The organism is Microcystis sp. M49636_WE2 (assembly GCF_030065375.1).
GTDB classification, from domain to species: Bacteria; Cyanobacteriota; Cyanobacteriia; order Cyanobacteriales; family Microcystaceae; genus Microcystis; species Microcystis aeruginosa_C.
The window spans coordinates 1-15,345 of the sequence record NZ_JASJFG010000427.1; the positions used below are offsets into that span (position 1 = coordinate 1).

General features: G+C 44.4%; 15 protein-coding genes and 1 pseudogene. 13 read left to right on the plus strand and 3 right to left on the minus strand.

Features of this window, described 5'->3' with window-relative positions; all coding sequences use genetic code 11:
• From PX484_RS10225 to PX484_RS10265, 9 genes are all read left to right on the plus strand, one after another.
• The coding region (locus tag PX484_RS10225; RefSeq protein WP_502882721.1) for an acyl-CoA dehydrogenase family protein at positions 1–614 on the plus strand (614 nt) is incomplete at its 5' end.
• The gene (locus PX484_RS10230) at positions 611–1,393 is read left to right on the plus strand and encodes an ABC transporter ATP-binding protein (protein ID WP_287709702.1); all 783 of its coding nucleotides are present in this window, start codon (positions 611–613) and stop codon (positions 1,391–1,393) included. The genes PX484_RS10225 and PX484_RS10230, both read left to right, overlap by 4 nt.
• Positions 1,394–1,397: 4 nt before the next feature.
• Positions 1,398–2,606, plus strand: coding sequence for an ABC transporter substrate-binding protein (locus tag PX484_RS10235; RefSeq protein ID WP_287765350.1), 1,209 nt, complete (start codon positions 1,398–1,400; stop codon positions 2,604–2,606).
• A 12-nt stretch (positions 2,607–2,618) separates the two neighbouring features.
• Positions 2,619–3,389: an ABC transporter permease gene (locus tag PX484_RS10240; protein WP_002802509.1), complete on the plus strand. Its 771-nt coding sequence runs from the start codon at positions 2,619–2,621 to the stop codon at positions 3,387–3,389.
• A gap of 721 nt (positions 3,390–4,110) precedes the next feature.
• Positions 4,111–5,709 carry a 2,3-bisphosphoglycerate-independent phosphoglycerate mutase gene (gpmI, locus tag PX484_RS10245; protein WP_287765353.1) on the plus strand — a complete coding sequence of 533 codons (1,599 nt, stop codon included), beginning with the start codon at positions 4,111–4,113 and terminating at the stop codon, positions 5,707–5,709.
• A gap of 29 nt (positions 5,710–5,738) precedes the next feature.
• On the plus strand, positions 5,739–5,996 hold the full coding sequence (locus PX484_RS10250; RefSeq protein WP_002736285.1) for a hypothetical protein: 258 nt from the start codon (positions 5,739–5,741) through the stop codon (positions 5,994–5,996).
• Complete coding sequence (locus PX484_RS10255) at positions 5,980–6,267, plus strand: type II toxin-antitoxin system RelE/ParE family toxin (protein WP_002737927.1); 288 nt, start codon at positions 5,980–5,982, stop codon at positions 6,265–6,267. Before PX484_RS10250 ends, PX484_RS10255 begins: the two co-directional genes overlap by 17 nt.
• Positions 6,268–6,538: 271 nt before the next feature.
• Positions 6,539–6,772: a preprotein translocase subunit SecG gene (secG, locus tag PX484_RS10260; protein ID WP_002736485.1), complete on the plus strand. Its 234-nt coding sequence runs from the start codon at positions 6,539–6,541 to the stop codon at positions 6,770–6,772.
• On the plus strand, positions 6,773–7,489 hold the full coding sequence (locus tag PX484_RS10265) for a peptidase (protein WP_287765356.1): 717 nt from the start codon (positions 6,773–6,775) through the stop codon (positions 7,487–7,489).
• 261 nt (positions 7,490–7,750) lie between these two features.
• Here the strand turns inward: PX484_RS10265 and PX484_RS10270 are convergent, their stop codons facing one another.
• The 3 genes from PX484_RS10270 to PX484_RS10280 all read right to left on the minus strand — a co-directional run bounded on the left by PX484_RS10270 (position 7,751) and on the right by PX484_RS10280 (position 11,754).
• Positions 7,751–7,960 carry a hypothetical protein gene (locus PX484_RS10270; protein WP_002761322.1) on the minus strand — a complete coding sequence of 70 codons (210 nt, stop codon included), beginning with the start codon at positions 7,958–7,960 and terminating at the stop codon, positions 7,751–7,753.
• 300 nt (positions 7,961–8,260) lie between these two features.
• Entirely contained in the window at positions 8,261–10,753 is a 2,493-nt protein-coding gene (locus tag PX484_RS10275) for a S8 family peptidase (RefSeq protein ID WP_287765359.1), read from the minus strand.
• Positions 10,754–10,767: 14 nt separating this feature from the next.
• Positions 10,768–11,754: an AAA family ATPase gene (locus PX484_RS10280; protein ID WP_110545949.1), complete on the minus strand. Its 987-nt coding sequence runs from the start codon at positions 11,752–11,754 to the stop codon at positions 10,768–10,770.
• Between the two features lie 370 nt (positions 11,755–12,124).
• Here PX484_RS10280 and PX484_RS10285 point away from each other — a divergent pair, with 370 nt between their 5' ends.
• From PX484_RS10285 to PX484_RS25735, 4 genes and pseudogenes are all read left to right on the plus strand, one after another.
• The gene (locus PX484_RS10285) at positions 12,125–14,176 is read left to right on the plus strand and encodes an NAD(P)H-quinone oxidoreductase subunit 5 (RefSeq protein ID WP_104397469.1); all 2,052 of its coding nucleotides are present in this window, start codon (positions 12,125–12,127) and stop codon (positions 14,174–14,176) included.
• Between the two features lie 342 nt (positions 14,177–14,518).
• On the plus strand, positions 14,519–14,671 hold the full coding sequence (locus PX484_RS10290; protein ID WP_287765363.1) for a BrnT family toxin: 153 nt from the start codon (positions 14,519–14,521) through the stop codon (positions 14,669–14,671).
• Between the two features lie 155 nt (positions 14,672–14,826).
• On the plus strand, positions 14,827–15,063 hold the full coding sequence (locus tag PX484_RS10295; protein ID WP_287765366.1) for a hypothetical protein: 237 nt from the start codon (positions 14,827–14,829) through the stop codon (positions 15,061–15,063).
• A gap of 209 nt (positions 15,064–15,272) precedes the next feature.
• A pseudogene (locus PX484_RS25735) lies at positions 15,273–15,345 on the plus strand (type II toxin-antitoxin system ParD family antitoxin); the annotation flags it as partial.

The following is a 15,345-nucleotide window of genomic DNA, read 5'->3' on the forward strand; positions in this document are numbered from 1 at the left end:
AAACTCTTATCCTCGCCCTTCCCTCCTTCGCAGAGGGGTTAAAACGGGGTGAAGACCTACAATTATTGGGTTTACAAGCTTCCCGCACCAGTACCCTTGAATTCGATCGAGTTCAGTTATCTCACGACTGGATTATCAGCTTGGAAGCAGCAAAATTTTTACCCTCAGTCCGCCCCTGTTTCTTGCTGTTACAATGCGGACTGGCCCTTGGCATTACGCGTAAATCCCTTGGGGAGACAGAGAAAAGTTTAGGGGGAAAGGCAGCGGTAGCCAGCGATCGTTATTTCTTCGCCCGGGAGCGTCTGACTCGTCTAGAAAAGACAATCGAGCAATTCAGCACCCTAGAAAGCTTCGATCTCGGACGAACACGCCAACTATTCACCCTCAGAGTGGACATTACCCGGTTAGCGGTGGAATCCGTAGGGTTAGAAGCGGAAATTAAGGGAGGAAAAGGCTATTTCCGTAATAGCGACACGGCCCGACGGCTGCGCGAAGTCGCCTTTTTACCTGTGTTAACTCCGAGCCTGATTCAACTGGAAAAAGAATTACAACGTCAGTCCTCTACCGATAAAATTCTCCCTGGCGAACTCGAGCGAGCGGGGGTGAGGGAATGAGTATCGCCACGGATTACCCCGTCCTCAATCTAAAAAATCTCCATAAACGCTATAAAACCCGCCATGGCTACCGTACCGTTTTTGAGGATATTAACCTACAGGTGCGCTCCGGTGAGGTGGTTTGTTTGCTTGGGGCCAGTGGTTGCGGTAAATCTACCCTCCTTGCCACCGCCGCTGGTTTGCAGAGTGCCGATGGCGGAGAAATACAATTGCACTCACGACCCCTACAAGCCCCAGACATCCGCAGCTCGATCGTCTTTCAATCCCCCGCCCTTTTACCTTGGTTAACCGTTTGGCAAAACGTGGCTTTTGGTTTGAAATTAAAGCGGATGCCCCGCCTCGATCATCAGCAATTGCGCGAAAGGGTTCACACCGCCGTTAAAAGCGTCAAACTAGAGGGCTTCGAGCGTGCCTATCCTCATCAACTATCGGGCGGTATGGCTCAGAGAGTTTCTCTAGCCCGCGTCCTCGCCCGCCGCCCCTCTCTCCTCCTCCTGGATGAGCCGTTTAGCGCCCTCGACGCGATCACCCGTTTCGAGATGCAAAAACTCCTCCTAGAAGTCATAGCTCTCTATAACAGCACGGTTCTCCTCGTTACCCACGACATCGACGAGGCCCTATTAGTAGCCGATCGAGTTCTTCTCATGGGCCGTCATCCGGTGGGCATCCGCCGAGAATGGACGATCACGATGCCGAAACCCCGTTTCGAGTCAGCCAAGCTTTTGAGTGATCTACGCCGGTCAATTTTTCAAGAATTAGCCCTTGTGATGACACTGTAAATCTATGAACCTACACGATAATTGTGCTTGTTGCGGCATGAGCCGTCGAGATTTCCTGAAACTTTCGGCACTGTTTACCAGTTCCTTCGGAGCAGCGATCGCCGCCGATAATTGGAATCTCCCCGTTAACGCCAATGCCAACGATCAGCCTGTGAAAATCGGTTATCTACCGATTACGGATGCCGCCCCCCTATTGGTGGCCCACTCCCGAAAACTTTATCAAGCGGAAGGTTTAACTGCCGAACAACCGCGCCTATTCCGTTCTTGGGCGCAGATTGTTGAAGCCTTTCTCGCTCGGCAGGTGAACGTTATTCATGTTCTTTTTCCCACCTCGATCTGGATTCGTTACGGGCGCAATTTCCCCGCTAAAATCGTCGCTTGGAACCATACCAACGGTTCAGCCCTCACCGTCCTTCCCGATATTGAAAATCCCAGGGAATTGGGAGGTAAAACGATCGCGGTTCCTTTCTGGTATTCCATTCATAATTTGGTCTTGCAACAACTCTTACAACGTAACGGGCTGAAAATAGTTCGCAAAGCCAAGGACGCGCCGATCGCTTCTAACGAGGTTAATCTAGTGGTTCTCCCGCCCCCGGATATGGTATCAGCCCTCGCCAATAAGAGCATCGGCGGTTATATCGTTGCTGAACCTTTCAACGCAGCGGCGGAAAATCTCAAAACCGGTAGGGTTCTCCGTTTCACCGGCGATGTCTGGAAGAATCACGCCTGTTGCGTCGTCTTTGTTCACGAGGAGGATATTAGGCAACGGAAACAATGGACGCAGAAGGTGGTAAACGCCCTCGTTAAAGCCCAACTCTGGTCCCGGGGCAATCGCTCGGAAGTGGCCCGGATTCTCTCTAAAGATGGTGGAAAATATACGCCTCACCCGCTGCCAGTATTGCAACGGGCGCTTACTTACTACGATCGCAATTTCTATAAAAAAGACGGAGCGATCGAGAATCCAGACTGGCAAGTCAACCGGATCGATTTCCAGCCCTATCCTTTCCCTTCCTATACCGAGGAACTGGTACGCTTGCTCAAAATCACTCAGGTAGAAGGAAATACGGATTTTCTCCAAAAACTGCAACCCCGACAGGTGGCCCGGGATCTCGTGGATGACTCTTTTGTCCGTAATGCCTTGCAACAGGTGGGCGGACCGAAAGCTTTCGGCTTACCGAATAATCTCTCCCGCATCGAGACGATCAAATTTTAAAGGTCTGAACCCATGAAGTCACAATCTTTGACCTCCCCGCCAAGAGCTTTACTACCCTTATGGGGTATCGGTTTTGGATTATTGCTCTGGTGGCTATTTACCAGTCCTCTATGGCACTCAAACCCGATTTTAAATGATTTTTCCCCTGAGCGATCTTTTGTCGCTTTATTACGTCTTTTTGTTGGGGGGGAGATTATGCCCCATATCCTCACCAGTTGCCGCCGGGTTATTGTGGGCTTGGTTCTCGCTAGTGCCATCGGTGTGCCGTTGGGGGTATTAATCGGGTTGTATCGCTCCCTTGAATCGGCTTTGTCGGCCCTATTTCAATTTCTACGCATGATCTCGCCCCTTTCTTGGATGCCTTTAGCGGTGATGGTTTTGGGCATTGGTGATCTACCCGTGTATTTTTTGCTGACGGTGGCGGCTATCTGGCCGATCCTTCTCAATACGGCTGCTGGGGTTAATGCGGTTGATCGCTCTTGGTTGACTTTAGCCCGCAGTCTCTGTGCTACCCGAGGGGAAACGGTTTTCCAGATTATTCTGCCTGCGATCCTCTCCCATCTCCTAACTGGTTTCCGTTTGGCTATAGGTATTATCTGGATCGTTCTTGTCCCGGCGGAAATGCTGGGGGTTAGTGCGGGTTTGGGTTATTATATTCTCGATACACGCGATCGACTCGCCTATTCAGAGTTGATGGCAGTGATTCTCGTTATTGGCGCGATTGGTTATCTGCTCGATTGGGGTTTGCGTCTGGCTCATCGCTCTTGGACGCATCAAGATTAGCCTATTGGTTCGACTATTTTAATCCCACATTCCGCACCCTAAGTGTCACAAGGTCTCAAAAGAGGGAGGGGCGTGAGTCAAAATACTTATCTAGAGGAGTGATTTGGCGGCAAGCTGCCACCAACTAAGCCGAAATTTTCAGGGTTCCTCCGCTCATTCTCAATAAATAGGGTCTGCTAAAAAAGTTTGTTGGTGGGGGCAGGTTGTGGGGTGTGGGGTTTTACCGATTTTGAGGTAGTCAGTTACCTAATTTTCAGGGAAAAAATCCCTAAATTTTACCCCCGATCACTCCAATGGTAGGCACTTTTTCAGGGAAAAAAAGTCTAAAAGTCTTATCCAGCAAGGTTTTTAGATTTATTCAGCAGACCCTAAGTAGTCGTGCAAAATTAATTTCTTGGTTAGGATAGGCAAAAGGCAAAAGGCAAAGGCTTTATCGAAATGTGTAATTAATTTTGCTTAGGTACTTAACTCTCAAGTTATGAATTGTTTCTCCCCACACCCCACTTCCCTATCACCCCACTTCCTCAATGGAATTACACGGCAAAGCCACAGTTGTTCTAGATTTGCAACTTATTAAATCCTCATTCCTAACTGAAATTCTCACTACCCCATCATTTGCTGACATTAGGGGGTTGATCGCCTCGACACCGGTGATCAATGGAAGTTTCGATGATATTATCTTAGTGCATGGAAATCCACTCTTGATTTAGGACTGTATATCATGACCCACGCACCTATATCCCCAGTCGTGCTGGTTATCCTTGATGGTTGGGGTTATCGCCCGCAAAGGTCGGATAATGCGATCGCAATGGCGAAAACCCCGATTATGGATAGTCTCTGGGAAGTGTATCCCCACACCTTAATCCGCACCTCCGCTAAGGATGTGGGACTACCAGAAGGACAGATGGGCAACTCGGAAGTTGGCCACCTGAATATCGGAGCGGGGCGAGTTGTCCCACAAGAATTAGTACGAATTTCCGATGCGATCGAAGATGGTTCGATTCAACAAAATCGGGCTTTATTAAAACTCTGCGCCGAGATTCGCCCCAAAAAAAGCAAATTACACCTAATTGGTTTATGTTCTGAGGGAGGAGTCCATTCCCATCTCGATCACTTACTGGGATTATTAGACTTAGCGAAAGTGCAAGGGATTAGCGATGTCTGCATTCATGTCATCACCGATGGTCGCGATACTAATGTTACCGACGGGATGCTCGCTATTAAACGGATTCAAGAACATATTAATAAAATCAGTCTCGGTCGCATGGTGACTCTCAGTGGCCGTTATTATGCCATGGATCGGGATCGCCGTTGGGATCGGGTGGAAAAAGCCTATAACGTGATGACCAGTGATCAAGGTATCGACGGGCGATCGATCACGGAAGTATTACAGGCATTTTATGATCAAAATATTACCGATGAATTTATTCCCCCCACCAGAATTGCCCCGGGGGCGATCGAAGCGGGCGATGGGGTGATATTCTATAATTTCCGTCCCGATCGAGCTAGACAGTTATGTTATGCCCTGACTATGCCCGATTTTGAAGATTTCGATCGAGATTTAATTTCTCCGCTTAGTTTTGTCACTTTCACCCAATACGATCCGAAATTACCGGTAGATGTGGCCTTTGCCCCCCAGAATTTAAATAATATTTTAGGACAGGTGATCGCTCAACAGGGATTAAAACAGTTTCGTTGTGCGGAAACCGAAAAATATCCCCACGTCACCTACTTTTTTAATGGGGGGTTAGAAAAACCCTTTGAGGGAGAAGTGCGCGAATTAATTCCTAGTCCAAAAGTCGCCACCTATGATCAAGCTCCGGCCATGTCGGCAGCCGCGGTGACAGAAGCGGTCTGTGGGGCGATCGAACAGGGGATCTATAGTCTGGTGGTAGTCAATTACGCTAACCCCGATATGGTGGGTCATACGGGCATTTTAGACGCGGCCATGAAAGCAGTGGAAACGGTGGATCTATGCTTGGCTAAGTTGTTAAGTAGCGTCAATAAATTGGGGGGAACAGTGTTAATCACTGCCGACCACGGTAACGCGGAAACGATGGTGGATGAGTCGGGTAATCCTTGGACGGCCCATACGACTAATCCCGTTCCTTTAATTTTAATTGAAGGGGAAGGGAGAAAAATCCCCGGCCACGGTGGCGATGTGCAGCTGCGGGATGATGGTCGTTTAGCCGATATTGCCCCCACTATCCTGGAAATTCTCTCTATTCCTGTCCCAGTGGAAATGACCGGGCGATCGCTGATTAAACCGGCCGAAGTGGAAATTAAAGCCAGTCGCACTCCCGTCCGCATCTCGCTTTAACGAGTAAAAAGTCAAGAAAGGGGAATTTTATGCTGAAAACCATCGAAGGTGTTTATCGAGATGGACAAATACACCTAACCGAGTTACCCAATGATATTAGCGATCGCTCACAAGTGCTGGTGACTTTTCTCGATCAAATCGATCCTAGTAAGCTCAGACAACTGATGGAGTATTTAGAGAGCATTGAGGGGATTCAGCAAGGTTTTGAGGAGATAAACTCCGGTAAAACCCGTCCTCTTGCCGATTTTGCCCAAGAAATGGCCGAAAAATATGGTATTTCAGGTTGAAATTACCCCAACTGCCACGGCACAGATCGAAAAAGCCTATCGCTGGTATCGAGGTTATAATGCCGAGTTTGCTGACCGTTGGTTTCGAGGATTAATGAATGCTATTGCGACTCTGCAAGAGAAACCAACTCGTTGTGCTTTAGCGCTCGAACAGACGATTTTTCTACCCAAAGAAGTCCGACAACTTTTTTATGGGAAAGGTAAAAATGTCTATCGAGTGCTTTTTACAATTAGAGATAGTACGGTTTATGTGTTAAGTAGCTGGTTATAATTAAATTAAAAATGGATTTTAGGTTCGATCCCCCCTGCCCCCCTTGATAAGGGGGGTGCCGATCCCCCCTTAGTCCCCCCTTAATCCCCCCTTGATAAGGGGGGTGTCTGACAACTTTTAACGCCTACCTACTTATATGTTCGCCATAGCGCCCAAGCACCACTAACACTTGAGGATATAGACGATGAAGAGGACTCCAGTTGATAACTAATTCAAAGCTGACGGCTTGATAACTGCTATACTTTGTAATGGAAAATAGAGAGTAATAATCATGACAGTGGTGCTGGTAGTACAGATTATTTGGGCGCTGGCGGCGGCCTTTCTGGCGATTTTGGTGTTATTACACAGTCCCAAAGGGGATGGTATTGGCGGTATTGGCGGTCAATCACAGATTTTTACCAGCGCAAAAACGGCGGAAAAAACCTTAAATCAGGTGACTTGGGCGTTGGGGACGGTATTTATCACCCTAACTATTGTACTGAGCGCCGGCTGGTTAAATCGCTAAATGCTAAGAGGTCGGTTCTCTTTTCTAGGACTCGCAGCCTTGGCGAGTCTTTTGCTGTTTTCCTATTCTTTGATTGCCGACAGTCGATCGCTACCAGAGTTAAAAACCCATCCTTTACCCGCTAATTTAGCCCAATGGCAAGAGCAAAACCAGTCCGGGGATTATTTTGATGCTGTGGAAATCAGTCCCGTGGGGGCGTTGATTTGGTCGCAATTTCCCGTGAAGATTTATGTTCACAGCGATCGCAGTTCTTGGCTGAGTTTGGTACAACAGGCGATCGCTGAATGGGGGCAGTATTTGCCGATGGAGTTGGTAAATCGGGCAGAATTGGCCGATATCCTCATTAAACGGGAGTTACCGCCCTCGGGAGTCCGTTTTAATCCCGAAACTGGTAAGTTAGAACTGCCCCGGGTGCGTTCTGCCGTAACACAATACGAGATTTTTGTCAAGGAAAATCGCCTAACTCATCGGATGAGTATCCAGATTAGTCCTAATTTAGCCGATCGGTCGGCCTTAGCGGCAGCGCGGCACGAATTAGGTCACGCTTTGGGAATTTGGGGTCATAGTCCCCTAGAGACGGATGTAATGTATTTCGCTCAAACTAGAGATATTGCCCCGATTTCTAGCCGGGATATTAACACTTTAAAAAAGGTTTATCAGCAGCCAACTAAGTTAGGTTGGCAGATGGATCAGCTAGGGTATCTAATACCTGAATAGGTAAATATTGCTCTTCAGTCGGTTCTGCTATTAAAAAGTATAAGTTATGGATATACTTAGTATAACTGACTAAGATCCAGAAGATTAACCATCGCTTAAACCTCTATTTCCTCTAGCCATGTTTTAATCGCACTGATTAACTTGGGTTGCTGGGGAGGGGTGTTGCTGACTCAAGCTATGAATGCCAACTGTGCATCCTATCCAAAAGTTAGTTTAGCTCTAGGTTTTAAAAACCCCACACAAGAAGATTCCTATTGCAAATCAGCAACCCCAATCTTTGCCACCCTCGACAACTAAGCCAATACTAGAAACATATTGTACGGGTTTGCCTAACATTAAGGGATCTATTTCTCCCCAATCGTAAGGTTCATAATCTTCTAAACGAGATAGTTCGCTATCTAACCAATCATCTCTAGGGGCTGTTTTTTCCGAGGGATTGGGCTGTTTCAGGGAGTCTAAGGGTTTAGTCATGGGGAAAAAATGAGTTGGGAATTTATGGGACGTAACGCGCCATGGAAGTGGGAATGATTTGCCATCGGGCGGCAAATCCGCGGGTTTCAAAATGTCCTATATACAAACATTTTACCCATTATTGACTAACTCTTTAGTTCATCTAAACCTCTATTTCCTCTAGCCATGTCTAAATCGCGCTGATTAAGTTGGGTTGTTGGGGAGCGAAGGTGAAAAAGTTAGTAGGGAAACTTACAGAGAATTGTTACCAATTTTCTCAATTCCTGAGATATATTTAATGAATGAAGTTCGATGTAAAGATTAAATCTCTGTTTCTATTGGTATGTTAGTGGGTGTATCTTGACTGATTAAAATTAAATTAGATACAGGGGTGTAAATATCACACTCAATTTCTGGTACTCGAATCGTTACAATTAATGTATAGCGAACAGGTTGATCATGGCGTTCCTCTTGTATTTGTTCTTTCCACCATCCACCAACAGGATAAACGCCTATCATTCCTCTACTTGCTAAATCGACGGCCGTTCCTGTCCATATATCAGAATGAAGTGAACCTTGACTCCTTAAATGAGGACCCAAAAACCAGTTATCTTCCTCTTTAATGCCAGAAATATTTTTTTCTTCTTCTCTGGTAGCTTTATTAATTCTATGTTGAAATTGTTGATTGGTCTCTAAAGGTTTTTTTACTTGAAATCTGAGTCCATAAGAGGCATAATGGTGTTTTCTTTTATAACCTCGCTCCCCTGGATTAGGTTCTATAAAATACGATAAAGTTACTCTCAGTTCTACCTTGGCTTCTCCTAATTGTTCTAGCTTTTCTTTTGGCCAAGGTAAGCTATGAAGATTCATTTTGTCTGTTTTAATGTCACTACCATCTTTTTTAAAAGGTGTCAATTGATCTTCAATAACCATTGTTAAGTCACTATTTGAACTTTTTAAAGCTCTGTCTAAATCAGGAACACCATATCCATAGCGACGAATCAAATTTTTTTTATCTTGCTGCTTCAATTTCTTTGGAAAATTAGCTCTCATCCTAACAGTCCATTCGGCTGAATGAACAATTAAAGCGCGTATTGTTTCTGGCCAATATTTGGGATTTTCTGAAAGAATTCGAGCAGCCATATAACTAGCGAGTGCAGTTGCACAACTGGTATCACACATATAAGTAAACAATTTATAGTTATGACTATGAGCAGTTGTTAATAAGCATAAATCGTCAATCATTTGTGCAGAATTTTCCCCATCTGAGGCATAATTTCCTCCTTCACAAACAATATCCGGACGAATTGGCCATTGATTTTCCCAAGAAACAGAAGTACAACTTTTAGGAGATAAATCACCCCAAGGAGCTACAGGTTGCCAACCTTGAAAGTCGGGATGACTGATATTAACTTTTTCAGTGTAAGCTCCCACAACAAGAGCATTCCAAGCTTGTGCTGGGTTTTCAATTGTTGCCACATCATTGCGGGTTAAATAATCAGATAAAGATATTTCTTCTCTGATATTTCCTGCTGAAATAATGATTAATCGCTTAAAATTATCTTCACCAAAAGATAGTTGATCTATTGCTGCTGACCATGAGGAGGGAGTTCCATAATTTGGTGATGGCTGCTCGCTAGTTACAGCCATACAGAAAATACGTTTTCGCTTGGGATTTTGTATTTCTGGACGAGAGACTGCTTGCTCTGTAATTGCGCCATAAAGTTCAGGATCATTTTGTCCGACAGGAGGGAGAATTTTAACTGATTCTAAACGGTGAATAAGCGTTATATATCCTTGTGTTTGTAAAGCATTAAATAAATCATCATAAAGAATTAAACCCGCCATTTCTGTACCATGTGTATTATGAGGATCATGAGTTCCCCAATTAGGATCACAAGTATATAAATCACTACTATCAAGACCTTTTTCAATCAGTTTATGTCGTCTATTAACTCCATAATCAAGAAGACAGACAGCAACAGCATTATCTCTAGGAGGTAAAGTTCGATTACATAAATCCTCGACCCATTCCTCCTTTTCAATTAATTTCATATCAAGAAAAAAGGAAGGCGTATCTTTAGCAATTCTTAATTCTGCAACCGTATCAGAATTTTGAAGAACTTGCTGTATTTTTTCTACATTAGCCATAGCTAAAGTAACAGTTCTTTCGGGAAAATGTATATGAAATTTAGTCATAATATCGAGTCTTTGAGCAATGGTTTGGAAGTCTTCAAGTTGTCCACGACGTAACCATACTTCCCACCATATTGATTGTCCATTCTGAGGAAATAAAGCAGGATCATCAGTAAATAATGATTGAACTGTACCAATTTCAACGTTTTCTAGTCGTGTTATTAGGGCTGCATTTTTTGGGTTTCCTTTTGTTGTTTCTTCATCACGATATTCTTCTACTTTGTTCTCAAAAAATTCTGTCGCTGACTCTGGTACAAAAACAGTAGCCTTAACTATATTTTCTTGTTCAGGAGAAGGCTTAACAGCAACTAATTCAATTTTTTTGCGTTTATCTCCTAAATTTTCAAAAGCATTCGCTTGATCTTTTGTTACCTGAAATTCTAAATAGAATCCGGGTTGTCCGACGGCAATTGCCGATAAACGGGATTCTAATTGTTGACGAGCTTTCGTAATCGCTTCACCAATAGCAAGTTCTAATTTTGCAGCGTGTTCTATTCTGTTCCGATCGGGTGGTGGTGGATTAGGAACTGAGCGCGGTGAAGTATAATTGACGCTTTCACGAAATTTATCGTTATTCCGTAGATACAAGTGAGGAAGACGGCGAGAACGTTGCGACATTATGGGATTAGGTTTTATTCATTGAAGTTCAGATCCTTACGTTCCATAATAGCTGAAATCAGAGAATCTTCGCTTACCTTCTGACTATTTGACAAAACAGCTTGCTTGGCTGCGTCATCTGTCGCTCTGACAATTTCAGCTTGAGCGAGTCCATTGGCTTGATTAAGAATGTTTGACCAATCTTTCCAGTCAATTTCAAAAGAAATAAGACGAGATTCAATCAATTCACGAATAATTGCGGCATCGGGAAGCTGATATTCAATTACATCATCAAAACGCCTAAAAAGAGCTTTGTCTAGTAACTGAGGATGATTAGTTGCTGCCAAAATCAAACTATCCCCTTGCTCTTGTTCTAAAAACATCAAAAAAGAATTGAGAATGCGACGAATTTCTCCCACGTCGTTAGAATTGTGACGTTGAGTCCCAATCGCATCAAATTCATCAAAAAAATAGACCCCTTTTGTTATTGTCATCGCCTCAAAAATCACTTTTAAACGACTAGCCGTTTCTCCCATATACTTGCCCATTAGACTATCGTATAAAGTCGTAAACAAAGGTAATTTAAGCTCTCCTGCTAAAGCTTCAGCCGTCATTGTTTTACCAGAACCGGGTGGACCTACTAACAACAGCTTTCGACGAGGCGTAAGATTATGTTCTCTGAGTCTTTTTCCTTGTCTTTGTTCAGTTAATACTCGTTTAAGTCTAAATTCAAGGTCAGAGGTTAAAATCATATCCGATAATCGAGTATCAGGATATCTGACCGAAACCAGATTGGCTAAATCTCCTTTTGGTTGTACTAAAGGAATTGGATCAGATTTTTTTTCAATAACCGATTTACTAGCCTTTGCTTGGTCAATTAATTCGCGAATTTCTTGGGCTAACTTACCATGTCCTTGTCTTGCTTCGTGTGCAGCCATCTGTAGGGCAGCAGAATAAAATTGCTGCTCTTCTCCTTCTACATGACTTTTTAGAAGTGCTAGGATATGGCGAGCGGTGGACATGATACCTCGTTAAGTTAAACTCCCCATCATACTCAATGATTTTAACTGTGACAGGCACTATATAAAGAATGATTTCCCTTTTAGACTAATTTTGATCGGTATAGTTAAATTGTACTAAATAAATTGTCCTATTGGCTAGGGGAAACCCGTATTTGGTCTTTCTCTTGCTTTCGTGGTTATTCGATAATTTTGCTGCTTCTCCCTAAAAATTACCGTCCCGCTCGCTAAACTGCCAAATCGATAAGATCCTTTGACCTTTCGCCGCCCTGTTGAGCAAAACTAGGTATAAACACTTTCTTAAGAATTAACCTATGTCACAATAGATGAGGATAAACCAAATAGTGTGAAATTGTAAACTAGGTATTACTGAATGGAACCGCTTTATCAGTACGCGTGGCTAGTTCCCGTCCTACCCTTGGTAGGCGCTACCCTAGTCGGTGCGGGCTTAATTTCCTTTAATGAAGTCACCAATCGTCTGCGACAGGTGAATGCTGTATTGATCATTTCTACCCTCGGCGCGTCGATGGTGCTGTCTTTTGCGCTGCTGTGGAGTCAAATCAATGGACACGCTCCCTACAACCAAATGATCGATTGGGCATCGGCGGGTAACTTTCACCTGAAAATGGGTTATACGATCGATCATCTCAGCGCTTTAATGTCGGTTATCGTCACCACCGTAGCCTTTTTGGTGATGATTTATACCGATGGTTACATGGCCCACGACCCCGGTTATGTGCGTTTTTACGCCTATCTGAGCATTTTTAGCAGTTCTATGCTCGGTTTGGTCATCAGTCCCAACCTCGTCCAGATCTACGTTTTCTGGGAATTGGTGGGGATGTGTTCCTATCTGCTAGTAGGTTTCTGGTTCACTCGTCCGGCGGCTGCCGAGGCCTGTCAAAAAGCCTTCGTTACCAACCGCGTCGGCGATTTTGGCTTATTACTGGGAATGCTGGGGCTTTTCTGGGCTACCGGCAGCTTCGAGTTTGATATCATGGGTGAACGTCTAGAGGAATTAGTCTCTTCTGGAGCCATTGCCGGCAGTTTAGCGGCATTATTCGCCGTTTTAGTCTTCCTGGGACCGGTGGCCAAATCAGCCCAATTTCCCCTTCATGTCTGGCTACCGGATGCCATGGAAGGTCCGACCCCGATTTCGGCCCTGATTCACGCCGCCACGATGGTGGCCGCCGGAGTTTTCCTGATTGCTCGGATGTATCCCGTTTTTGAGCCAATTCCCACGGCGATGACGGTAATTGCTTGGACGGGGGCCTTTACTGCCTTCCTAGGGGCAAGTATCGCCCTCACCCAGAATGATATCAAAAAGGGTTTAGCCTATTCCACCATCTCCCAATTGGGTTATATGGTTATGGCTATGGGTATCGGCGCTTATAGTGCGGGGTTATTCCACCTGATGACCCACGCTTATTTTAAAGCGATGTTGTTCCTCGGTTCTGGTTCGGTCATCCACGGTATGGAGGATGTGGTCGGTCATGAGCCGGTTTTAGCGCAAGATATGCGGATGATGGGCGGTTTACGCAAGTATATGCCCATTACTGCCCTAACTTTCCTGGTGGGAACTCTGGCCATCTGTGGGATTCCTCCCTTCGCTGGTTTCTGGTCGAAGGATGAAATTCTCGGTTTAGCTTTTGAGGCGAACCCAGCTTTATGGTTAATCGGTTGGGGGACTGCGGGTTTAACAGCTTTTTATATGTTCCGGATGTACTTTAACACTTTTGAAGGGGAGTTTAGAGGGACTAATAAGGAGATTAAACGCCGACTGTTAGCCAATGCGGGTGCGATTCCCGCTTTTGGACCGGGGGCGATGAATGTTAAGCAATTAGACTCGGAAGCACAGGAAGAAGACAACCACGGCCATCATGCCCATGAACCCCACGAATCGCCAATTACTATGACTTTACCTCTCATGATTTTGGCGGTTCCTTCTTTGTTAATCGGTTTGGTGGGTAAACCTTGGCAGAATTTCTTCGAGGGTTTTATTCATGTTCCTAACGAAGTGGTGGAAGAAGTTCATGCTTTTGATTGGACAGAGTTTCTGATTATGGCGGGTAATTCGGTGGGGATTGCTTTAATCGGGATTACTGTCGCTTCTTTGATGTATCTCCAGAAGAAAATTGACCCCGCAACTATTGCCGAAAAATTCCCCGTTTTGTATCGTTTTTCCCTGAACAAGTGGTACATTGATAATCTCTATGATCGAGTTTTTGTCCAGGGTTGTCGTCGTCTCGCACGGCAAATTATGGAAGTGGATTATCGCGTTATCGATGGGGCAGTGAATTTAACCGGTTTAGCTACTCTTGTCAGTGGTGAAGGTCTCAAATACCTCGAAAATGGTCGCGCCCAATTCTACGCTTTAATTGTCTTTGCCGCAGTTTTGGGCTTAGTAATTGTCTATAGTCTGGTGTAGATTTTTAAGCCGTTGACTAAAGATTTTTGGGGGCGCAAAGCCCCTTTTTTCAGCTTTAAATACCCCTTTTTAAGGGGTATTTAGCAGGGTGGTTTCATAAAAGTAATACCAATTCTCCAAAGTCTGACTACAGAAGTTTAATCCCCCTAAATCCCCCTTAAAAAGGGTGACTTAAATTCGATGTGTAGTTTTCATTTAGAGAAATGGTATAAGGCAAAAATTGTGTCAACTTGCTTGGCCCATAAACGCCGAGCTTGGGGAAGCGTCCGAAACCCTCCACTCACGGGTGCTAGAAGACTTAGATTCGGATAGATGAACCCCTATCCTATCTTTAACTTGCCAATGGTTGTTGAATTGGATGAGCGAGAGAATTATGGAGAAGCTCGCTTTGTGGCTATTGGTTTACTAGATGGACGAGTCGTTGTTATTGTCTATACTGAACCTGACAATCAAACAATTCACATTATATCCTTAAGAAAAGCATTAAGTACCTAAGCAAAATTAATTACACATATCTAACCACCTCTTGCCTCTTGCCCCTTGCCTCTTGCCTATCTTCACTAGGAAATTAATTTTGCACGACTACTTATCTTACGAAGGAAAACATTATGAGCAATATCTCAAAAACAGATTGAAGTAGAATTGATGCAATGAAAGATGAGGATATTGATACTTCTGATATTCCTCCCCTATCAGAAGATTTTTGGGTTAAAGCACAATTGCGACTACCTGAAGATATTGTTACTGTAAAAGTCGAAATAGATCCAGAAACTTTTGCTTGGTTTCAATCCCAGGGAGAAACTACACCAGAACAAATGTCTGTAGCGTTAAAAATTTATGCTCAAGCAAATAAAGCTTTTTCTTCATCTATAACAAAAGCAGGATAGGGAAGCACCGGGAGCAGGGGAGTACGTACTGGTTGTTGCTCTTCTTAAGTCCCCCTTTTCCTTAGCTTAAGAGTTCTAGAAGACTTAGACTCAGGGAGATGAACCCGTCTATCTCGCATTCTGTCCAAAATCTGTTAAAACTATAAGATGCTAAAAAGTCTGCGCTATAATACTGGATTAAGATGATAGCACGGTAATTAGGAGAAGCGATGAACACTATCCAACTGACACCGGAAATAGAAGATTTGATTGCTCAACAAATCAAAACAGGAAAATATCAAG